The 21,168-nt window shown below is 62.4% G+C and carries 19 protein-coding genes and 1 pseudogene; 12 read left to right on the forward strand and 8 right to left on the reverse strand.

Translation table 11 applies throughout. From position 1 onward, the window contains the following. Positions 1-81: 81 nt before the first annotated feature. Positions 82-2,742, forward strand: a complete 2,661-nt coding sequence (locus tag ACUKCB_RS09640) for a hypothetical protein (RefSeq protein WP_473040179.1) — start codon at positions 82-84, stop codon at positions 2,740-2,742. After that, complete coding sequence (locus ACUKCB_RS09645; protein WP_473040180.1) at positions 2,739-3,245, forward strand: hypothetical protein; 507 nt, start codon at positions 2,739-2,741, stop codon at positions 3,243-3,245. The genes ACUKCB_RS09640 and ACUKCB_RS09645 overlap by 4 nt, the downstream gene beginning before the upstream one ends. 533 nt (positions 3,246-3,778) lie before the next feature. Here ACUKCB_RS09645 and ACUKCB_RS09650 read toward each other — a convergent pair. Next, positions 3,779-4,605 (reverse strand): annotated as a pseudogene (locus ACUKCB_RS09650) (transposase family protein). Between the two features lie 529 nt (positions 4,606-5,134). On the opposite strand from ACUKCB_RS09650, the gene ACUKCB_RS09655 reads away from it, so the two are divergent. Next, positions 5,135-5,284: a hypothetical protein gene (locus ACUKCB_RS09655; protein WP_473040181.1), complete on the forward strand. Its 150-nt coding sequence runs from the start codon at positions 5,135-5,137 to the stop codon at positions 5,282-5,284. 103 nt (positions 5,285-5,387) lie between these two features. Continuing rightward, the gene (locus tag ACUKCB_RS09660) at positions 5,388-5,813 is read left to right on the forward strand and encodes a transposase (RefSeq protein WP_473040182.1); all 426 of its coding nucleotides are present in this window, start codon (positions 5,388-5,390) and stop codon (positions 5,811-5,813) included. Between the two features lie 589 nt (positions 5,814-6,402). Here the strand turns inward: ACUKCB_RS09660 and ACUKCB_RS09665 are convergent. After that, positions 6,403-6,543: a hypothetical protein gene (locus ACUKCB_RS09665; RefSeq protein WP_473040183.1), complete on the reverse strand. Its 141-nt coding sequence runs from the start codon at positions 6,541-6,543 to the stop codon at positions 6,403-6,405. Positions 6,544-7,185: 642 nt separating this feature from the next. On the opposite strand from ACUKCB_RS09665, the gene lanKC reads away from it, so the two are divergent. The 4 genes from lanKC (at position 7,186) to ACUKCB_RS09685 (ending at position 14,533) form a co-directional block, all read left to right on the forward strand. Beyond that, the gene (lanKC, locus tag ACUKCB_RS09670) at positions 7,186-9,873 is read left to right on the forward strand and encodes a class III lanthionine synthetase LanKC (protein ID WP_473040184.1); all 2,688 of its coding nucleotides are present in this window, start codon (positions 7,186-7,188) and stop codon (positions 9,871-9,873) included. A gap of 190 nt (positions 9,874-10,063) precedes the next feature. Continuing rightward, positions 10,064-10,927, forward strand: a complete 864-nt coding sequence (locus ACUKCB_RS09675) for an ABC transporter ATP-binding protein (protein WP_473040185.1) — start codon at positions 10,064-10,066, stop codon at positions 10,925-10,927. Next, positions 10,924-12,720, forward strand: coding sequence for an FtsX-like permease family protein (locus ACUKCB_RS09680; RefSeq protein ID WP_473040186.1), 1,797 nt, complete (start codon positions 10,924-10,926; stop codon positions 12,718-12,720). Before ACUKCB_RS09675 ends, ACUKCB_RS09680 begins: the two co-directional genes overlap by 4 nt. Positions 12,721-12,730: 10 nt before the next feature. Continuing rightward, a complete protein-coding gene (locus ACUKCB_RS09685; RefSeq protein ID WP_473040187.1) occupies positions 12,731-14,533 on the forward strand; it encodes an ATP-binding cassette domain-containing protein in 1,803 nt (600 codons plus the stop codon). Positions 14,534-14,859: 326 nt separating this feature from the next. On the opposite strand, the gene ACUKCB_RS09690 is transcribed toward ACUKCB_RS09685, so the two are convergent. Beyond that, positions 14,860-15,375: a DUF4253 domain-containing protein gene (locus ACUKCB_RS09690; RefSeq protein WP_473040188.1), complete on the reverse strand. Its 516-nt coding sequence runs from the start codon at positions 15,373-15,375 to the stop codon at positions 14,860-14,862. Positions 15,376-15,827: 452 nt separating this feature from the next. Between ACUKCB_RS09690 and ACUKCB_RS09695 the strand changes: the two genes are divergently transcribed. After that, positions 15,828-16,022 carry a hypothetical protein gene (locus ACUKCB_RS09695; protein WP_473040189.1) on the forward strand — a complete coding sequence of 65 codons (195 nt, stop codon included), beginning with the start codon at positions 15,828-15,830 and terminating at the stop codon, positions 16,020-16,022. 9 nt (positions 16,023-16,031) lie between these two features. Beyond that, complete coding sequence (locus ACUKCB_RS09700) at positions 16,032-16,919, forward strand: STM4015 family protein (protein ID WP_473040190.1); 888 nt, start codon at positions 16,032-16,034, stop codon at positions 16,917-16,919. A 232-nt stretch (positions 16,920-17,151) separates the two neighbouring features. Here ACUKCB_RS09700 and ACUKCB_RS09705 read toward each other — a convergent pair whose 3' ends face one another. The 5 genes from ACUKCB_RS09705 to ACUKCB_RS09725 form a co-directional block, all read right to left on the reverse strand. Then, positions 17,152-17,460 (reverse strand): NUDIX hydrolase, encoded by a 309-nt coding sequence (locus ACUKCB_RS09705; RefSeq protein ID WP_473040961.1) that lies wholly within the window; start codon positions 17,458-17,460, stop codon positions 17,152-17,154. Positions 17,461-17,469: 9 nt separating this feature from the next. After that, on the reverse strand, positions 17,470-17,697 hold the full coding sequence (locus ACUKCB_RS09710; RefSeq protein WP_473040191.1) for a hypothetical protein: 228 nt from the start codon (positions 17,695-17,697) through the stop codon (positions 17,470-17,472). Positions 17,698-17,802: 105 nt separating this feature from the next. Beyond that, positions 17,803-18,264 (reverse strand): hypothetical protein, encoded by a 462-nt coding sequence (locus ACUKCB_RS09715; RefSeq protein WP_473040192.1) that lies wholly within the window; start codon positions 18,262-18,264, stop codon positions 17,803-17,805. Then, positions 18,261-18,800, reverse strand: a complete 540-nt coding sequence (locus tag ACUKCB_RS09720; protein WP_473040193.1) for an ATP-binding protein — start codon at positions 18,798-18,800, stop codon at positions 18,261-18,263. The genes ACUKCB_RS09715 and ACUKCB_RS09720 overlap by 4 nt, the downstream gene beginning before the upstream one ends. A 195-nt stretch (positions 18,801-18,995) precedes the next feature. Continuing rightward, on the reverse strand, positions 18,996-19,859 hold the full coding sequence (locus tag ACUKCB_RS09725) for a helix-turn-helix domain-containing protein (RefSeq protein WP_473040194.1): 864 nt from the start codon (positions 19,857-19,859) through the stop codon (positions 18,996-18,998). Positions 19,860-19,979: 120 nt separating this feature from the next. Between ACUKCB_RS09725 and ACUKCB_RS09730 the strand changes: the two genes are divergently transcribed. Beyond that, positions 19,980-20,834 (forward strand): DUF5753 domain-containing protein, encoded by an 855-nt coding sequence (locus ACUKCB_RS09730; protein ID WP_473040195.1) that lies wholly within the window; start codon positions 19,980-19,982, stop codon positions 20,832-20,834. A gap of 3 nt (positions 20,835-20,837) precedes the next feature. Next, positions 20,838-21,041 carry a DUF397 domain-containing protein gene (locus ACUKCB_RS09735; protein WP_473040196.1) on the forward strand — a complete coding sequence of 68 codons (204 nt, stop codon included), beginning with the start codon at positions 20,838-20,840 and terminating at the stop codon, positions 21,039-21,041. Positions 21,042-21,168: the final 127 nt, after the last annotated feature.

Raw genomic sequence — 21,168 nt, forward strand, 5'->3', positions numbered from 1 at the left:
CCTGACCCCCTGGGCTCCTGCGGACTGACCCCGCAGCCTCCCCTTCCCCTCTTGCCTTTCCCCCTTTTGGAGTGGTGTGCCGTGCCCACCGAAGAGATCGAGCCGATCGACTGCGCGGGCAAGATCGACCCCAGCCTGTTCCCGGTTCCCGAAACCCTTACCCACATACTGGAATCACACGCCAGAAAGCTGCGCACCGGCGGCGTGAACATGTCCCAGACCGGCGATGACATCGTCTCGGCCTGGGGCGGGCTGAGCGAGTGCTACAGCGCCCCCGAGGCCGAGGACCTGTACTCGGCCCTGGCCCCGGTGACCTCCAACGGAGCCGTGATCGAGCTGGCCACCGAACGTGTGGCCAGCGCCCTGGAGACCTTCGCCGAGACCGTCCGCGAGATCCAGGCGGACTGGCGCACCCTCAAGAACGACGTCAACGCCTTCCGGATCGAGATCGCCGACGAGGGCGAGGACTGGGACAAGGGCGATGGCCCTCTCGGCTTGGGGGACAGCTCCAACGTCGCCAGGAACAAAGAGCTGCTGCTGCGGGCCGCGAACCTGGTGGAGGACTTCAAGGAAGCCGAGGTCGCCTGCGCCGACAAGATCAACATCGGTATCGCCGGGCGCACCGACTTCGTCAGCGAGGACGACCTGGGCGGTGCGATGCCCCAGGCGAACCAGTTCGTGCACGGGGTGGGCGTCGATCTGGAGGAGATCCCCACCTCCTGGGGTGAGGCCGCCGCAGAGACCGACCACGGGTGGGTCCGCGACGTGGGTGATGCGGTGTGGGACTTCGGTGTGGGCGCGGCCGAGGATGTGGGCGCGATGGTGGGTGCGCATTCCTCACAGGGGTGGTTCAACCAGTCCTGGGGGGATTCGCTCAAGGAGTACCACTGGGACAACCTGACCTCGGCGGCCTCGTTGGTGGGGATGTATGACGCCGAGAGTGACTCCCTGGGCTGGTCGGGGTTGGGCTCGGCGGGTGAGGCCTGGAAGGACCTGGCGCACTCGGTGGTGCCCTGGGAGGAGTGGGGGGAGCGCCCTGGTTATGTGATCGGTACCGCGTTGCTCAACATCGGGGCGACCGTGGGTGGTGCGGTGCTGACCGCCACGGGTGTGGGCGCGGTGGTGGGTGTGCCGTTGATGCTCTGGCGCGGCGCGGCCATCCTGGACGGCATGGGCAGTTCCGGCCGCGGTCCGGATGTGGACCTGCCGCAGCTCCCGGAGGTGCCCACCTTTGGCGGTAACGGTGCCCCGGTGGTCAACGTGGACGCCAGCAACTTCACCCCGGCCCAGATGGCCGATGTGACGGCGTCCCTGGACCGGCTGAACGCCAGCACCAGCAGTGGCGGTGGAAGTTCGAGCAGCGGTGAGCCCTCTGTAGCTGGCCGCCCCTCCCAGCCGCGCCAGTCCGCCGATCCGACTGCCACAGAGCTGAACCAGGCGGACAAAGCCGTCTCACCCGAGTCAAGCAACCGTGAGGCCGACTCAGGCGACGGCTCCAAGAAGTCCGACGCCAAGAAAGCCCCCACTTGGACTGGTGACCCCAAGGATTCCGTCGAGCCCAACCCCAAGAAGAACGGCTCCGAGGAAGAACCCGCCTATGCGGGTGGCCGAGGCGATGATGACACCTTCGCCGAGCCCAAGAAGACCCCCACCGGTACCCCAACCCAGGCCAACGCCACCAAGATCGACGCCCCCGGCTCGGACACCCGTTCAGGCAACGAGCCCCCTGAGCAGCAGACCGGCGACCGCAGCGCCAACCCTAAGCATGGTGCACCTGCGCTCATCAATCAGGAAACCACTGGTTTCAGTCCTCAGAAGAACGACACGAACCAAGCACATTCCACGCACCAAGAAAGAAACTCGGAATTCAGCCAAAATAATCGAATCGGAAATGAAGACACTTCCCTGCCGAACAACAATGGGGTACTGGCTGGCCAGCATTCCAATCTTGAACGTCCGGATTTCCTGAATGACAACGACGCTGATTCCTCTTTGAGTGGCGGCCAGGATTCGGCGCCGGAAGACAGGGTGTTCGTGGATCGGGCAGGTGGCTCAACCAGCCCTAACGATCAATCCAACCTTGACCCTGGGGAAGGTTTTATTGATCAGAATGGGCACAAGGTTGATATCGGCCATCGCGACGAGACGGGCACCTACTTCTACAACGGTCATCCTTATGTCGATGTCCCGGAGAGCGCGGATGCACTGAGGAGGTATGATGAGATCCGTGAGTTCGAATATGGCACCCGCAATATTTCTGACAACACGGGATTTGATATTGACATTCTAAACCAGGTTAAAGAGCACTTGTTTTTCCGTGAACACGCGGGGGTTTCGGTTCCTCCAGAAGGTGCTCAGCGTTCTGGTCGATTTGCGCCGATGGATCATATCGGTCAATTTTGGCAGTTGGCAGAGAGTGGCCGTATCAACGAACCCAAGTATGCGGCTGAGGCTGCCCATTTTCGACGTCTCATGATGCATGAGTACGTGGAGAGCCGCCTCATGGAAGCGGGCATGCCTTACCGTGACCACAGCGCTGACCTATGGGATGAAGAAGGCACCTACACCCCGACTCCGGAGCGCCAAGGAGCTCACGACCTTGCCCCTCTGGAGGGTAGTCGGAACAGCTTCGCTTTGTGGCCAAAGTGGGGACTGCCCAAACCAACGTTTGAGATTGCCGACAACCTGTCCAACCTGGATAGTATTGTTGACATTGTTTTGAAAGGCAAGGGAATCGCATGAGTGAAGAAGTGAAAGATCTCGCGGAAAGGATTCTTGCGATTGACTGGGATCCCCGTGTGGATCGCACTAAGTCTCGTGTGGCCCTCATGCGCGAGTATCTGCGACGGTCAGCCTTGTGGGCTCGGGAACTGAACACGACGGGTTGGCCTTTCTTTGATGCTGCTGCTTTGATCGCTCCAGAGATTCGTGCAAGCCAAGATGCGATCGATGCCGTAGCTGCGAATCCCAATGTTTTTGAGAATGGCCCACTGGTGCGGGACACATGCTTGTGGTCTTTGCATATGCGAGCCGTGGAGGCCTCAGGGATTGTGCTTCCGAAGCTGCCAGAAATGTTTGAACCCCTAGTCCTCATGTATGAGCGTGGTGGTGGTTTTTCTTTGTCTTCCACCAAGACTATCGATGTGGACGGTGTAGGCATATCACGGGGGCTGATGGTCCAGCACATGGCGAGCGAACCGAAGGCGCCCATGGAGCATGATGCTCTTGACGCGCTTGATGATTAGTGTTCCGGTTCCAGGTCCGTTTTTTATGATCCCCGGGATGCTTGCCTGCGGTAGTGACAGGACCGAGTCCGTGCTTGGCGGGTACGCCTGAACACCGATTACGGCAGTACATGCTCCACTCTCGGACGGCAAGCAACAGGATGTACACCCTGACATTGAAAAAGATCAATGCCGACGAACTCGACTACATCGATGAGTTTCGAACAAGGAACGGGGGCAGAGGTTTCACTGGGCACTCAGTGGAGGAGGACCCAGGATTCACCGAATTTAAGAATTTCATTCGAGGCGTCGCCCGGGGACCGGTACACAGTAACCGAAGACGGCAGCTTGATCCAATTTTTCCACATGGCAATAAACCAACCCGCCCTCAGCGGAAAACACGAATGGAGCGAAGACGGCGACCTCTTGCCCCAGACAGTCGTAGACGATACTCAAAGAACACGGGCTAGACGAAAATTGGACCCCTCCGGATGCCTGGTCGAGAACGACGAAGAATTTGGCCCTCAACACCAGTGAGGTGATCCCAGCGAGTTTCATGTCAGGCGCCCGTGTTCGAAGTGCGTGAGAACAAGGGCGGCTTTGGCGATATCCCCGATCTTGCTGGGGCTGGCAGTGATGTGCTGGAGCAGCCGCCACCGCTGGGTGAGCAGTGCGAACCCACGCTCGCCCAGACAGCGCGAACCCCGTTGGAGCTTGTTGAGGGTGCGGTCGTCCAAAGCCAGTGGTGGCCCCTGACTCGGCTGCTCGATGGGGGTGAGGACGCCGACTCCGGCACCCTCGTACCCCAGATCAGCCAACGTGGGCAGACCTTTGGCCGCGAAGGCGTAGAGCGCGCCGAGCACGTGGGAGCGGGCCGCGGGCAGACCGTTCACTGATCCGGGCTCGACATCGCTGATGAAGAGGGGGAACCCCTCCGGTTCCATGATGCCTTGGACGTTGCCTCCGTGGTGTCGGGCCTTTCCCGAGTACCACAGGTCGATGCTCTTTCCTTTGACGCTGGTGGTCTTGGCCAGGCAGCGGTCGGTCGGGATCACTTTCCTGTCGAGTGCCAGGTGGGGCACGCCCGCCTCGTGAGCCTGCTGGAGGGTGTGGTGCAGGTCCGGGGCCTGGTCGGCAAGAACGTCGGTGGCTTCGTCGATGTAGCGGTAGCCGGTGGATCGGCCGATACCGTGGTCGCGGGCCAAAGTGGCGGGGTCGGTCCCCTCACGGAAGTGGCGCAGGACCATGATCGCCTGGTGGTAGCAGGCAGGGCACGGGTCCCCTTGCGGGTGCCGCGCAGTGTGCGTTCGACGGCCAGGAGGCGGGCCAGGAAGAGAACGGCTTCCCTGGGGACGTCGAGGATGGCACGATAGGTGACCACGTGGAGCCTTTCACGGTAGCCCGGCAAGATTCGACACCTCGCCTTCTACCTGGGGCTCCACGTCTATGTCTGCTGAACGGCCATTCCTCCTCCAGGGTCCGGGTTGCCGTTTTCATCCCACTTCAAAGTCGCTGGGATCACCTCAGTGCCCCCGCAGGTAAGCGGCCAACTCGTCCGGTGTGGTCTGGTGGGCATCCAGGCTGGTGAGGGCGTAGACGGTTTCGCGGGTCTGCTTCTTGCCCCTTTACTGACGACGGCGGTGAACCCTGATGGCCAGCCTGGCGTGGGGAAAGACGATACCGCCGAGACTGTCTGATGTTGCTTCGGTTCGGTGGACAGATGCCCGCTTTCGGGTGTTTTTTCACCAAACGAGGAGATTGCAGTGCCCAAGACCCGACCCGCGTACCCACCGGAGTAGCGCGAGCAGATCATCGCTCTGGCCCGCCTGCGCCGTGAGAACGCCCAACTGCGCGAGGAACGCGAAATCCTACGCAAGGCCACGGCTTTCTTCGCCTGAGGAGACCAGCAGGTGATCTACCAGCTGATCGACGAAGAAAAGGCACACCACCCCGTCTCCCGCCTGTCCCAGCTGCTCGGTGTGTCGCGGCAGGGCTACTACAAACACCACCACCGCGCACAGCAAGGCCCCCCTCGCGAGAGCGCGCCAACGCCGAACTGACCGAGAGGATCAGCCACCACCACAAACGCTCCCGCGGCACCTACGGAGCCCCCAGGATCCAGGGTCAAGGCCCGCCACCTCCTGGACCCAGGTCCTGGACGCCGTGCGTTTGGGCCCGACCGGCGACGCCACCACCCTCACCGGCTCCCAGCTGCACGAGGTCGTGGTCCGTAGCATCGCCGCCGGGCACTGGCACCAAGGTGATCCGGACATCTGGATCGTCATGAACGCCGAATACGACGTCACCCGCCTGGCCTTCGTCCTGGCCGACCTGCCCGTGGAACTGGTGGGCCGGATCCGCTGCGACCGCGTCATGCTGCGGCCCACGCTGCCCCGACCGCCGGGCACCATCGGACGCCCGCGCAAGTACGGCGGGGTGTTCACCCTAGCCGAGCCGGACAGCTGGCACGCTCCCGACCAGGACACCACCACCGACACCACCCGCTACGGCACCGCCACGGCTATGCCCCTGGGACCGGCTGCACCCCCGGCTCACCCACCGCGGCCCCTGGCTGGACCACGACGGTGAGCTCCCCGTCGTCAAGGGGACCCTGGTGCGCCTGGAAGTCGAGTATCTGCCCGGCGACCGGGCCCCAAACCGGTGTGGCTGTGGTCCTCAGTCACCGGCGCAAGCGGCAAGCTGGTCGACGTGCTCTGGCCGGCGTTCCTGCGCCGGTTCGATCTGGAGCACACCTTCCGCCTGTTCAAGCAGACCCCGGGGTAGGCCTGCCCGAGGGTCCGCTCCTACGAGGCGGCCGACCGGTGGACCTGGCTGGTCATCGCTGCGCGTGCCCAGTTGTGTCTGGCCCGTCGGCTGGCCGAGGATCTGCGTCGTCCCTGGGAGCGGCCCGCCGAACCGGGCCGACTCACCCCTGCCGGGTGCGTCGGGGGTTTCGCCACTTCCGAGCGAAGGCGGCCTGTCCGGCCAGTGCACCGAAACCTTCCCGGCCCGGTCCTGGACGCCCGCCCGGGGTGAAGAACCACCGCCCGGCGTTCCGCTACGACGTCGGCAAAACCGTCAAACGCGCGTCAACCCTGGAGGCCCACCACCAGGGCAAAGGTTAAAGAGCAAACTCAGACCACGGTGCTCGGTTGCCCCTTCTCGAACTCCAGGGGTGTCAGCCAACCGAGCGCCGGCGCTGCCGATTGTGGAAGATCTCCAGGTACTCGAAGACCGCGTTGGCCAAATCCAACCGGATCCGCCACCTCCTTCGGTCCAAGAGTTCGGCCTCGAACAGCGATGTGAACACCTCGACCAAGGCGTTGTCTTAGGAATCACCTGGTAGAGCCGACCGGACCGCCGTCCCTCAGCGCAGACCGGACCTCGCTCCCCCGCAGGCTGCCTTGTAGGCCCTTTCCCCACCAACCACGAGTCCACAGCCGCCGTAAGGATGGCCGAAAACGGTCACCCGAAAAGTTTCGAACGCCTGTCCCCGGGCGGGGTCGAAGTTTGGGGGTCGGCACCCCAGGAGCAGCCGCGTAGGACACGCCATCGGGTGCCTCGCGGACGCCCTGGATCCACCGCATCGCACACCCCGAGCAGCGAAAACATCCAGAAACGACGATCCGCACCCCCTCCTTCCCGACCGCGGAATGATCAAGGACTTTCCCGATAATGATCTTGTGATTTCCCGACTGCCGATTCCGCCCCCGCGCTACTCAACCCGGCCGGAATCGGACAACTTCGGGAATCGCTCCCCAAGATCGCACTGGCGATCAAGAAGCGCACTGCCCTAGAGTCCCGAGTGACGGACAAGGTCGCCACCGCACCCCTCACGGAGCGCGCACCAATGACCTCGGAGGTCTTCTCTGGAATCGAGCATCATTTCTGATTTTCGCATGGGAGCGCTCCCTGAAACGCGGATCCAATCGGCCATCGACGACAGCCAGGAGAGGAAAAAATGATCGAGTACTATCGTTTCTGCACTCCTGGCTCGATCTTCTATCGGCGGCCGGATGCCACAGAATCAGCCGCCGCCCCATTCGCCCTGACAGTGCCGAACGACTGGCAGCACTCGACGGACTCGGAATGGTCCTACTGCACCCCGGTAGAGTATGATATTCCGGTCCAGGGCTGGAAGCTGCACGTATCAGCCACACTTGAAAACGCCACGGAAATACTCGGGCTTACGGCGCACTACCTGTTTGACAACAGGACCGCCTTCAAATACTTGCCGAGCAGGAGATCAGTATTTGAAAGCAACGCAAAATATTACGACCGCATCAACTCTGGCAAGTTTATTACGATCTACCCATTGACCGACCAGGCCGGGGAGGAGATCGCTCGTTCTCTTCAGGTGGTCTTGAAGGATTTTCGTGGCCCTCAGATTCTGAGTGATCTCCAACTGTTCGACTCGGTGGTCCATGTTCGCCATGGAGCATTCATTCGCATTGAGCGAAACGGATACGGCGGCACCACGGGATACGGCATGTTCGACGAACACGGCGAACTCGTGTCGGATGACCGATCCCTTTTCGAAGACTTGCCCGACCCTTCGGTTCCGACCCCGGAATATTACCGAGAGGCATTTACTCACTACAAATCCAAAGACCGCCCCGTGCCATTCCTTGCCACCGAAGCGGTGGCGTTCCCCAATGGTGGTGGCGTCTACCGAGCCACTCTTCCAGAGAGCGGACGGCCAGTTATCGTCAAAGAAGGACGTCGCTTCGCCGGCCTTGATGGACTACATGAGGACGCATACACGCGAGTACGGAACGAATATGAGGTTCTGAGCAGCATTGATGTACCAGGCATTCCAGAAGCCGTGGACTACATCGAGGTCGGAGACAACGCGTACCTCGTCGAGAGCGTAGTTCCGGGTGAAAGCTTTGCCAACTGGGTGGGCTCCCGGCATCCGGCGTTCAATGGTGACATCGCGGATCCGTACGCTGCATCGGTTTACATCGAATCGCTGACAACCGTACTCGAACGCCTGGTGCATACCGTCGGTGGTTTATGGCGAGTTGGATACGCTCACAACGATCTCCAGCCGAACAACGTACTGGTCGATGATGACCTGAACGTATCCCTCATCGATTTCGAGGCGACCAGCGACCTCGCACAATCTGAATCAAGACCCCAGGTCCTCGGCACTCTCGGGTACTTCGACCCCTCACTCGGCCCTGGGAAATCGCAAGATGCCTTTGCCTTGCACCGGCTGTCCTTTTACGCGATCGCTCCTGCAGTCAATCCACTGGACCTGTCAGCAAGTGCTTACCGAAGAATACTACTGATGGCTGGCCAAACGTTTGGCAGCGGTGCTGAAGAAGTTCTTGATAGAGTCTCCGAGGCTACGAGGGAACAGCTCGGACCAGAATCCCCTGCCTGGTCGGAACTTGAAGACTGCCCGCCCTGGATAGGCGGCCGTTTTCACTCCAACAATGGGTTCGTAATTCCGAGTGAAGATCTGGATCAGAAGACAACTCGGGACATTGCGCAATCCAGTCTGGATGAACTCGTTAATTCGACCTTCGAGTACTTTAATGAGCCTGGAATACGAGGATTTCCAGGTGACGTCGAGCGCTTCTCCGATGACGGACACCTTAATCTGCGCACAGGCGCTTGGGGAGTGCTTGGAGCAGCGACCCCCATCAAAAATGCCCCGCCCCATGTTGTTGATCAGGTGACAACGGACACCTACGGACATGTGTGGAACAGTTCAGGATATCTCACCGGGATCACAGGAGTTGTGGACACCGCCGATTCCATGGGGTTCAGCGATCTTGCTTCTGAGGTCCTCAGCGAAGCGCGTTTCGTTGAAAACTCGCCGCTGTCGAGTTCCAGTCCTGACATCACCCTTTCTTCCGGAGCCGCCGGCCGTCTCTTCGGCCTCGACAGAATCATCGACCGCGGAACGATTCATATACCTCCGGCTTTGGAAGGCAGGATCGAAGCAGATGGAGAATTACTGCGTGAGACCATTGAGATCCTGACGCATGACAAATCTATTCCCACGGATCTGACGAAGGACGGGCGATCGTTTCTAGAGGGAGTCTCAGGGGTGGTCTGGTCCTTGTGCTCTTTGAAGAATCTGTCACCGTACAGGAACGAACGCGCCCTCGGTGATGCCTGTAAGAGCCTACTCGAGACTGAGCTGAAACGGTTTTCAACGTTCGGCACTGATCCCGCGCTGTATTTGGTCGACGACAGACGCTACCTTCCCTACCTGGGCCGGGGTTCGCTTGGTGTCATGTTCGCATGCATCAAGTACCGGCAGCGCTTCGGGGACGACAGCTTCGACGACGCCATTATGCGTATGAGCAAGGTTCTCCATGCGCGCTTCACCGTTGTCGGAGGGTTGTTCTTCGGGCGTGCCGGTCTGCTCTGGTCCAGTGCTGCCCTCCCCGATGCCTTCCTGAATGGCCAAGATCGTCAAGTGATACTGCGACGTCATATGATCGGGCTTCGTGCGCATTTCGTAGAAGATGAAGGTCGCGAGTCCTTGACTGGTGAGCACAATCTGCGAGCAAGTCTGGACCTGATGACCGGATCTGCAGGAGCGATACTTTCACTCAAGGCGACCCTCAAGAGACTTGACGGCGCCCATGTGGCGTCGGACCAATGGCTTCCGGCAATCCTGCCGGGATAGTATGAAACACAAGTGAGAGGAAATTTTCATGTCTTCAGTACAGAATCTCCAGAAGCTGGATGCCAACGCCGGTGACATCCAGCCCCAGGCAAGCAGCGTCAGCTGGACCAACTGTGGCAGCAAGACCAGCTGGGTCAGCTGGTCCAGCTGCAACAAGTAATCGGCTGATCCGTCGTGAAATGTATTTTTCATGACGGAATCTGACCAGAGTGTTGCGGTGGCCGCCTCGAAGGCAGCCACCGCAACACTCCCATGTGAGCCCGTCTCGCATGTGCAACAACGCAGGGGGAAGAGCGTGCTCAAGGCTACCGATGTCGGGTTCAGGTATCATTCAACCGATCACAGTGAGCAGGGTTTTTATCTTGGGCCTGTTACTTTTGAGCTGGGTGAAGGAGAATCAATTGCTGTAGTCGGCACGTCTGGTTGCGGAAAGAGCACGCTACTCAAGCTCTTGTCCGGGTCGCTGAGGACTACCGTTGGTAAAATCGAGTACAGCGGGGTCAACCTTGCTTCACTGAGTGATTCCAGGGCCTCCGAGTTGCGACGAACCTCTCTGGGTGTGATCCATCAGGACTACAGCGTTCTTCCGTTTCTCACGGTTGAAGAGAACGCTACACTCCCCTCTCGTCTTTCACGGAGAAGCACAGGCGGGATCTCGCAGGTGCTGAATGAGTTCGGGATTGAGCACCTGCGAGATCGTGCGGTCTCCAGCTTGTCCGGCGGGCAGCAGCAACGTGTCGCTATCGCTAGAGCCGTGTGTCAGGGAGCAGAGATACTCCTCTGCGACGAACCGACCGGAGCTCTTGATGCGATCACCGCAGAAAACGTTTCGAAGGCGTTGTACCGGTCGTTGGACCTCGGGGTGCGCGGCCTCATCATCTCAACGCATGACCTTACTCTTGCCGCACACGCAAAATATGTATTCATCATGTCCGGGGGCAGAATCAAGCAGGTTCTGTCAGATGCGTCGCCGGAGTCCATACACACGGCGTTGCGCCACGAGTACGATGACTCGTCACGGGGGTCCTCAGCTGACAGCGCGGAGGCCCGGTGAAGGTGCTCTTTAAAGGAATTCTGGCGTCCTGGCAGTCCAACGTGGCCACTGTCGTCACTCTGACGATCAGCGCAACAGTTCTGGCAATCCTGCTCAGCATTGCTCTTGGAGACGGGGCGCCCGGCTCCGAGGGGAAAGGACTCGCCTCCAGTTTCTCGATCATCACCGGAGTCTCTGCCGTTCTCGCGGTTCGAGGAATCCAGATTCACAGTTACAGCCTGAGAGGGCCGTTGGTCAACCTTCTCAGAGCCGTTGGATTCAGTTGGAATCGGATCACCCTGCTCGCCCTGACCGAATCCGCGCTATTGGCGATAACAGCCTTCCCTCTCTCACTCATATCAGGGTGGACACTGGCACCGATTGTTGGCTGGTACTTGCGTTCTGTGGGCTTGCTTCATCCTTCCGAATCAGCTGCACTCAACGTACCTGGCGCCTTCGGCTCCCTGCTCGCGATTTTGGGAATATCGCTTGTTTGTGCGTTCGCTGCAATTCACTCACTCAGCAAGCAGGAAGCGACAGCATCCAAAAGTTCCGCCGGAAAAAATAAAGCAGGGCCTCGAGCCCTGAAAGTAGTGGCGCTGGTTCTGGTTTTCCTGTTTGTGCTTGCCGTCTGGGGCGCTTCTGGCTTCTCAAGCAGTGGCATCGGGTTGGCTGTTCTCGGAACAATTTTCCTCTTCATCGCCCTGCCGTGGCTGCTCTCCAAGATTATCCCTGGAACGACTTCATTTATTTCGCACCACATCGGTAAGCATCATGTAGTGCTTCACTCTGCGTTACGAAGTCGTAGTGCCTCGAGGTCAGTTGGCGTCACCTACGGTGTAATGATCTGCATTCTTGGTGGAACGATATTCGGGGGTCATTATTTCGTAGCAGATTCTGCTGCACGGAACAGTTGGAACGCTCTTCTCGGTGACTCACTGGTTGCAGAGTCAGACGACTCCCTGCCTGCGAGTACTTCAGAAGATGAAGTAATTATCCTCAATAAAATTATTGGTGAAGTCGTCCCTGGCGGCCCCGAGGACAACGTCTGGACGACACCTCGAGAGGGCTCGGTTCTGCTTGGAGACCGAGTCGTAGACGGAAACATCATAAAAGGCGAGCCGAACGTGCTGGTCACTCAGACGATGGCACAGGCATTAGATATCGAAGTGGGCGATGAGACGCTCCTTTCAGTGAAAGGTTCGCTGCTCGATGTTTCTGCAGTTGTTAACCTTCCAGATACTCTGGGCTCGTTCGTCGTGCTGTCAGTTGAGGATCCCGAGAAGGTCACAAACACAGGGCGCAAAGTTGTCATCGCCCCTGAGGAGACAGCTCCGGACCCAGGTCAGGAGGGCACCACCAGTGACTCCTATATTTCAGCGAAATCCTGGGTCGAGCACATTCCGGCTGGACAGGTGGTGTCCAACTCCGGCGGCGCCGGCATGGCGGAGGCTGCATTGCTTATGGCTGCTCCGGTGCTTCTCGGTTTCACTCTGATGGTATCGAGCCGCATCTCGGCAAATGACAGTCAGGCAAGATCGTACGAGGTACTTTCGTCTCTTGGTGCCTCTCGCAGATCGAGACACCAGTTGGCTCTCATGGAATCAGTTCTTGAGGTTCTCCTGCCTGGTGCGATCATCGCTGCCATCGGCTCAGCGCTGTTGCTGTGGGCCAACCGTCTCGCACTCTCAGGGTTGGGGGCCGGGCCGAGTGCAATAAGTGTCATCGCGGTCCCTGCGCTTCTTCTGGCAATAGTCATCGTCGTCGACGCCCTCTTCGAACTGACGGCGCGGCGCCGCAGCACGGGCTTGTAGCGCTGAAAGGTTGGGCAAGTTGGCAACAAAAGAAAATAACGCAGATGCGCCTCAGGTCTCGGAGTCTCAGCAACGGGTACTGACCGCGCGGATCGCGATAAGTGCCCTGTGGATCGGCCACAGGATGGCGGCCAAAAGAGCTAGAGGCGCATACGCCGCAACGGTGTTGCTGACGCTCGCCACCGGCTTGGTTCCGCCATTACAAGTGTTTCTCGTGGGCCAGGCGGTTGGGTCGTTCGAGGATGGATCTATTACTTCTCAAGGAATTGCTTCGTTCATTTTCCTTGGCTTCCTCTTCGGGGTGTCGAACGCAATCAACAGTTTGCGTGACGTAGGCGCAAAGCGCCTTGCCACACATTTGAGCGTATCCACGCAGGCAGATCTTTTAGCTACTGTCTCTGATTGGCCTCCAGCGAAACTCGAGAGCCCAGATGATCGCGATCGCCTTGAAATCATGTGGAATACCGCCAGCACAAGAATCAACGATTTCATCGACCAGGGCATCATGTGGGTGAGTTCAGCCATCGCTGCGATCGGCGTGGTAAGCGTACTCTTCAGTGTTTCGCCGGTAGTTGCTGGGCTGATCGTTCTTTCAGCGATCGGCCCGGTCATGGCTACGCCTTATCTTTACAGGGTCTGGAACTCCGTGGCCGAAGCGAACGCACCGAAGGAACGACTTTCCCGAGTACTGGGTGTTTATCTCGTCAGCCCGGCAGGCTTCCTCGACGCCGTCTCTTCCCGATCATTCCCATCATTGGCCCAGCGCCATCGCCAACTCCTGAAGTCAGCGGCTAAGAACTTCCTCAAAGCCGTGGACAAGGAAGCAGTCATCGGACTTCTTCTTGCCCTGTGGACCACAATGACTCTCGGCGGGGCGCTGCTGTTTCTTGTGCAGATAGGGGCAGGTCCTGGAGAAGTTGCCGCTACTCTTACTGCGTTGACGACGATGGGCAGCATCATCGGCCTCGTGTCGATCGGGACGAGCCTTGTGCAGATGACCCCTTTTGTCGTGGAGTTGGCACGGGAGTTGGACAGCGCCGACTCCTCTTCCACTCAACCATCCGACGCCCCGGATCCACTCCGGGATCGAAAAGACTTCGAAGCTCGCGGTGTTCACTTCTCCTACCCGAACACCGGCATCATATTACGGAACATCAATTGCCGCTTCCCTGCAGGTAGCGTTACTGCGATCGTGGGCTCGAACGGAGCTGGAAAATCTACGCTCCTGAAGGTCGTTCAGGGACTCTACGAGCCCACCTCCGGCACCCTCGAATTCTTGGACAGAGACTTCCGTTCCGCCTCAAAAGCCTCTCTCAACGGGGATATATATTCCATGCTGCAGGAGGCCCCGAGACCCCCTGTGCCCCTGCGAGACTATCTCTCATCCGGGAGAGAACTTCCTGACTTCCTCATGCTTGCCGCTCTGAAGAAAGCCGGGGCGTACTTCATATCTCCAGAGGATCTTGACCGGATGATCGGAGCAGAATACGAGGGCGGTGTCAACGTCAGCGGAGGTGAATGGCAACGCATCGCGTTTGCGCGCCTGATCCTCTCACCAGCCTCTGTTTGGCTTCTCGACGAGCCGTCCAGCGCTCTGGACCCGGACGCTGAAGCAGCCATGATGGATCGTTTGCGTACACAGTTGGACTCTCGTGCTGCTGTTGTGGTGTCCCACAGGCTCTCAACGGTTCTCAAAGCCGACCACGTGTATGTCATTGATGATGGACAGGTCGTTGAAGAAGGCGCACCCCGCTCCCTGTGCAAGGATCATGGAAGCTTCTTCTCCAGGCTTTTCCAGAACCAGATTGTCTGACCATGCCACGGAGGTTTTCCTCCGCTGCGTTCCAGGCCCCGCACGGCGGGGGTCCCGTTTCTCCTGTCCTCACCCCGGACCGGGCCGAGGGCAGGGCTCGTTCAAGTTCCGTTGGACGCGTAGACCATGCGCGGCTGGTCAGGGTGAACTTGTGGATCGAACACCCGCTGTCGGAGGAGCTCGCCGCCACCTCGCTCAGGCACCCGGAACCGATCTCAAGTTCCCCCGCGGTGCCGCACACGACCCCCGCCTGGATGCACCTGCGCTGACGTCCCGGCGGATCCGGCCCGGCGATCAGAACACCCGCGTGGTCGGGTGACAGAGCCTCAGTCCCACCAGAAGTCCCAGACGGGACAGTCGACGAGGCGTTCGGCGTAGCCCCGGAGCGTGTGGGGGCTGCGTCCCTGCCAGACGAGGTCGGGGCAGAACGCGAAGTGCTCAGCGGCCACACGCAGTGCCTGATCGATGTCGGTGGGCGCGGAGGCAACGCTCAGCGTCAGGGTGTCGAACCCCAGGCCCAGCAGGCGCGCTCCGAAGCGCCGCTCCCAGTCGGCCACGACGGCGGCGAACACGGCGGTGTCGTTGTCGTAGTTGAGCGGCCCCGACCATCCGCACGAGAGGAGGGCCTGCGCTCCCGAGGAGGCGCGCACCAGGCCCAGGCGCTGGGGGCATCCGTGCTCGACGAGGAGTTCGGCGCACTCCGAGGCCGTTTCCTCGGCCGCGCCCTCCGCCAGGGAAGCAGCGGGAACCGTTCCGGACCAGATCCTCCCGAAGGGGGCGGTCTCCGGGTGGGGGTCCTTCTCCTTTGCGCCGGGCTCGGAAGAGCCGGCGTACTCCCCCACCACGTGGCGAGAACCCCGGCCGGGTCGTGGTCCGTGAGCGCGGTGAACCGTTCGATCGTCGACACCTCCAGGAACAGGTCCGGGTCGCGGTCGAAGCCCTCCACCAGCAGCGGCCACCAGCCCGAGCGCGGGGACTCGGCGAACAGCCGGGGCCACAGGCCGACCGCTACGGGCTCCTCACTCACCCAGAGGAGGGGGTCCCCCTCGTGGGAGGAGAGCATGCGGCCGGAGGGAAGGGGGACGGACAGCGATGCCTGAGGGTTCATAGCAGCCAAGGTAGAGGGCCGAGGTGACGTTCAGCGGTACCCTCCGGCCCCTCCCCCACCGCTCGAGGACGTGTCCTCGCTGGGAACGGACAGACATCCGGTGAACATGACGGGCGGCAGGCGACGAGCGCGGGCCAAGAGTGGTACACAAGAGCCCGCCATCCTCGCCCACCAGGGAGTACGTCCGTGCCGAACTACGAGCACCTCACCCGGTTCGCGGGATTGCCCGTCGTCGAGTTCACCGGCCGGGACACCGCCGACAACCGGTTCCGCGAAGACCGGGAACCGTCGTGGCGCGAGGGGAAACGGGTCCTTGCGCAGGGGCCGGAACCGGAAGAGGACCTGGTGCGCGCCATCGGTGAACCGGGGGCGTTCACCTGACGGCTGCGCATGGAACCGACCGGACCCCTCCTCCCCGACGCCGGGGAGCACACGGACCCGTCCGAGGGACTGAGCGCCTACCTGGACCGGTTCACCGGGACCGTGGACACCCGAATGGTCACCGCGCTGATCATCGGAAAGTTCCCGTTCATCTCCCACCACTGTTCGACGGAGTCGGACCGGCTCCGTGATGAGCTCATCGCGCTCGCCCCGCACCTGCCCCGCCTGCGCGCGCTCTTCTTCGGAGAGGTCCTTCGGGAGGAGAGTGAGATCTCCTGGATCGGGCATGGTGATCTGGGTCCCCTGCTCACCGCCTACCCGCGGCTCACCGAGCTGACCGTGCGGGGGAGCGACGGTCTCCGCCTCGGGGCCGGCGAACACCGGTCACTGCGCCGGCTCACCGTCCAGAGCAGCGGGATCAGCCCCGACGTGGTCGAGAGCATCGCCGGCTCCTCGTTGCCCGGGCTCGAACACCTGGAACTGTGGCTGGGGGTGGAGGAGGACGGAGCGGCCACCCCCGACGCCCTCGGCTCCCTCCTGTCCGGCACGGCCTTCCCCGGGCTGCCCCACCTGGGGCTACGCAATGCCGAATTCACCGATGACTGGGTCCGGGCACTGGCGGAGGCACCCGTGACACCCACTCTGCGCACTCTCGACCTCTCCCTGGGCGCCCTCACCGACGAGGGCGCCCGGACACTGCTCAGCGCTCCGGCCTTCCGGTCACTCGAACGGCTCGACCTGCACCATCACTACATGTCCGAGGACATGACCGAGCGGATACGCGAGGCGTTCACCGCGGCCGGAGTCCGCGTCGACGTCTCGGACCGGCGGGAACCGGACCTGGAGGGCTACGAGGACGAGGAGGAAGCCTGGCTGTACCCGGCGGTCGCTGAGTGAGCCGCACCGGGAGCGGGCCGTCCCCGTGTGCGCCCGCCTTCTCGGGCTCATCCGGCGTGGGCTGGGACGCGCCGAGGCTGGTCTACGCACCGACCTGGCCGTGGCCTACTCCGTCCACGGTGACCTCACCCAAGCCCGCCAACAGGCACAAAGCGCCACCGAGCTATCCGAGCGTTCCGGTTCGGTTCGCCAACGCGCCCGCCTGGCCCAGCTCCTGGAACCCAGGGCTCCGTCAGGAGGGGAGAATGTGGAGTAGGGCGATGAGGGTGCCCGAACTCTGCACCCGCCCCTCCGAGATCAGGCCGCGAACCTTGGCCAGGGGCACCCACTCATAGACGCCTTCGTCGAACTCGGTCGGATCCGCGGCCAGTACGGCGTCCCGTCCGATGAAGACGTGGTGGGGGCTGCGGACCGTGCCGATCATCGGCTCGAACGTGGCCACGTGCTCCACGGAACCGATCCGGTACCCGGTCTCCTCCAACGCCTCCCGGGCAGCGGTCTGCTCAGGTGTCTCCTCGGGGTCCAGGAGACCTCCGGGCAGCTCCCATCCTCACACGTCGGGTACGAAGCGGTGCCGGTAGCTCATCAGGACGTGCTCTTCGGTCTGGTCCAGGATCGCGATCACCGCCGCCGAAGGCAGGGTCACGGTGTGGTGTTCGAACCTGTTTCCCGAAGGGGTGGTGATGTCGGCTTTGCCCAGCTTCACCCAGGGGTTGTCGTACAGGGTGCGCTCTCCGTGCACCACCCAGCGCCCCCGGCCGTCCTCAGTCCCGTCCATGACGGAGACGTTATCGCGACCTCCGACGACTGGTGTCGATGCCCTGGTGGCCGCGCCGGAACGGGCGTCCCGGCGCGGCCTTGGCATGGGTGCGGTGGCGGGTGGCTACAGCACAACCGTGGCCAGGTGGTGGGCGAGGGCTCCGGTGGCGGCGGCCAGGGTGTAGGCGACCAGGCGCCAGCCGCTGCGGGAGCGGGGTTTGCGGTGGCTGTGCGGCCGGTGGGGGCGTGGCCGTGGCCGCCGGGGCAGGGGTGGCAGCGGGGGTTTGGGGCGCGGTCCGTCGTCGGGGGCCGGACGGGGGCGCGGGATGCGCGGGGGTTCCTCCGAGGGCTGTCGGACGGTGCGTTCGTGTTCGGTGCGCTGCCGGGCGGCGACCTTCATCCAGTGCGGAAGCTCGCCGTGCGCCTGGCGGTAGGCGACCCGGGGGTTGTCTGCCATCTGGTTCAGAAGGCGCTGTTCGCGGGTAGGCGGTCGGGTGCCGGTCCGGGTGTGGGAGAAGCGGCTGCCCCGGGGCGTGTCCAGGACCCGGCGGATCTCGGCGGTGGTGGGGCGGGCGGGGGCGTTCACCGGACGGCCTTGCGGGCGGTGGGTCCGGGGATGGTGAACTCGGCCCAGGTGACGGTGCCCAGGCCGGAGCAGAAGGGGAAGTCCAGCACCGCGCGGGTGCCCCAGGCGGTGGCGAGGTGGTGGATGAGCAGCAGGCCCCGGCCGCGTTCGGCCTCGGCCCATTCCTCCAGGCTGCGCTGACGCGGAATCTCGGGACGGGTGGCGGAGGCGCCGGCGCGGGTGCCGTCGTCGATGACGGCGAGGTGCAGGGTGGCGGCGTCGGGCATGTGCAGGGTGTGGATGACCCGGCCCTCGGGGTCCTGGCCGGATCGGGAGTGGTCGCAGGCGTTGGCGAACATCTCGCTGGCGCAGAGCACGATGTTCTCGCTGGTGTCCTGGGGCAGGTCGGCCAGGCGGGCGAGGTCGGCGGCCAGGTCGGAGCGCACCCAGGCGGTCTGAGCGAGGTCGCCGGGGTAGACGCGGGAGGGCCAGCGGCGTCCGGAGAAGGCCGGGGTGGGCGTGTGGATCGGGGCGCGGGTGTGCGGCACAATGGCCATGTCGATCTCTCTTTCGGGTTTCGCAATCGTGGAATTTGGATCGGCCTGCTCTGGGGGTGCGCCAACACCCGCCAGAGCTTTTTCGTGTGCGGTCTCTGGGGTCGGGCCGTCCGGGTTCCAGGAGGCCCGGGGTCTCGGGGGTTCCGGTCGCCGGGACGGCGGGTTTCAGTGGTCGGGAGCTCAGGAGTCGGGGTTTCAGGAGCGCAGCGCGCGGCGTTCGGGGGTGGGCACGCGGGCGGCGATCTCGGTGATGCGGTGCAGGGAGTCCTCGGCGGACAGGGCGACCCCCTGGAGGGTGGCGAAGAGGTCCGCATAGGTCTTGACGTGGGTGGCCTCGCTGGTGAGGTGGCCGGGACCGCAGAGCTGCGGGGTGTAGACGAGTGTGTGGGCGGGCGAGTAGTTCAGCGTCCAGAAGGCGCCGCGCAGACCGGGGTGGTAGGGGGTTCCGGTGGGGATGAGGTGCACGGTGATCCGGTCACACTGGGCCAGGCGGTGCAGGTGGAGGAGCTGGGCGCGGGTGCTGTCGGGGCACGCGAGGGTGCGGGTGAGCGCGCCTTCGTCGATGACCAGGCAGTGGTAGGGGGCGCTGCCGGAGGTGGGCAGGAGCCGGCCCACGTGCGGGCGGTCCTCGTCCGGGGACGCGCAGGCCATCGGGCGCTCGGCCTGGTGCAGGGCGCTGGCGTAGGCGTCGGTGAGGTAGGGGTCCGGGAGGACGAGGGGCGCGTAGGCGCGGACCTGGAGGACTTCGGGGAGCGCGTCGGTGACGGTGGCGGTGCCCTGGAGGAAGGTGGCCAGGTGGGCGGCGGCCCAGGCGTCCCAGAGTTGCCCGGCCAGGCGGAGTTCGCGGTCCAGGTCCTGAGCGACACGGCGTCCGGGGTCAAGGGCGCCGGACTCGACCTCCTGGAGCATCCCGGGAGTGACGTAGACCTGCGCGGCCAGGTAGTCGGAGGAGAGGGAGAGCTCCCGGCGGGCTGTCCAGACCCGTGCCCCGAACCCCTCCCAGACCGCCGCCGGTTCCTTGTCGCATGGAGTCGCGCGCTTCTGCTTCCTGCCTGCCATAACCCCTCCTGGGATGTTCGGAGCCTCACCACCAGTAAACTGAACGCCACGAGCATTTGCAAGTAGCTCTTGAAAGTAGCGAAGTTTGTCCCGAAGTACGAAGAAGGGCATCATCAAGGGATGGCAGACAACCCGACACTTGCGCAGTGGCAACTGGCGCAGGACCTACGCAGACTCCGAGGCGACCGGAAGTTCGGGGACGTCGTCAAGGCCATGAGAACCGCTGCGAGCAGCCTGGCGCGATGGGAGACGCCCGGAGACGGGGGCGCTGTTCCGGGAGCGGCAGCCATCGAGCGCCTGCTCAACCTCTACGAAGTCCCTGAAGAGCTCGACCGGCTCTTGGCGCTACGCAAGCAAGCTCGCGAGCCCGACCGGTGGCAGCCCTACGACCTTGAGCGTAGTTACCGCTCTTACGCGAATATCGAGGCTCAGGCGACATCGATCGAGATGTACCAGTCCCAGCTCATTCCCGGTCTGGCACAGACCGAAGAGTACGCACGGGCAGTGATCGAGGCGACGATGCGCCCCGACAGCGACATCGATCGCGAAGTCCAGGTGCGCCTGACTCGCCAGGAGAGCCTGACCAGGGAGCCCCCGCCCAAGGTATGGATGATTATCGCTGAGGCAGCGTTGAGGCAACGTATCGGCAGTGGAAAACTCATGGCCGAGCAACTCGCTCACCTCACAGAGTTGGCTGCGCTTCCCAACGTCACCCTCCAGGTGCTTCCCTACAGCGCGGGAGCACACGCAGCCCTGACACTCGCCTCCTTCTCGGTCCTGCGCGTAGACCACCACGGCCTAGTCACTGTCTATCTGCAAGGGCCGTCATCTCACATGTTCATGTCGAGCGAGGAGAACATCGAGCATTACTCCGGAACGTTTAACCGGCTCCGCGCTTCCGCACTCGATGACGGCAAGCCGACGCTGAAGCTTCTTCGCAGCATCACTAACGAACACAGTCACAACAAGGACTAGATCATGCAGACCTCGCAGATTCCGTCACTCGACCACTTGAACTTCCACAAGTCGAGCTACTCACAGAGCGAGGCCGCCTGCGTGGAGGTTTCCGAGGGCCCCATCACTGGTGTTCGGGACACCCAGAACCGCAACCTCGGCGCGCTCTTCTTCGCCGCTGACGAGTGGCGGGCCTTCCTCGGAACCGCCCGGGACGACCTTCGCTGAGCCAGCCCTTCACGCCTGCCCCAGGCGACAAGCCTTCCGAGCAGCACGGGCCCTCGCTCCCTCCGGGAAGCGGGGGTCCTGCTCGTTCCCCTTCGCTACACCGCGCAGCTGGTCAGGGCGAGTGTGT

The organism is Nocardiopsis moroccensis (assembly GCF_055763695.1).

Bases quoted from the DNA above. Each gene is read 5' to 3' on its own strand.
- ACUKCB_RS09645 (WP_473040180.1), top strand. From the start codon at position 2,739: ATGAGTGAAGAAGTGAAAGATCTCGCGGAAAGGATTCTTGCGATTGAC.
- lanKC (WP_473040184.1), top strand. From the start codon at position 7,186: ATGATCGAGTACTATCGTTTCTGCACTCCTGGCTCGATCTTCTATCGG.
- ACUKCB_RS09675 (WP_473040185.1), top strand. From the start codon at position 10,064: ATGACGGAATCTGACCAGAGTGTTGCGGTGGCCGCCTCGAAGGCAGCC.
- ACUKCB_RS09700 (WP_473040190.1), top strand. From the start codon at position 16,032: ATGGAACCGACCGGACCCCTCCTCCCCGACGCCGGGGAGCACACGGAC.
- ACUKCB_RS09710 (WP_473040191.1), bottom strand. From the start codon at position 17,697: ATGGACGGGACTGAGGACGGCCGGGGGCGCTGGGTGGTGCACGGAGAG.
- ACUKCB_RS09720 (WP_473040193.1), bottom strand. From the start codon at position 18,800: ATGGCCATTGTGCCGCACACCCGCGCCCCGATCCACACGCCCACCCCG.
- ACUKCB_RS09725 (WP_473040194.1), bottom strand. From the start codon at position 19,859: ATGGCAGGCAGGAAGCAGAAGCGCGCGACTCCATGCGACAAGGAACCG.
- ACUKCB_RS09730 (WP_473040195.1), top strand. From the start codon at position 19,980: ATGGCAGACAACCCGACACTTGCGCAGTGGCAACTGGCGCAGGACCTA.
- ACUKCB_RS09735 (WP_473040196.1), top strand. From the start codon at position 20,838: ATGCAGACCTCGCAGATTCCGTCACTCGACCACTTGAACTTCCACAAG.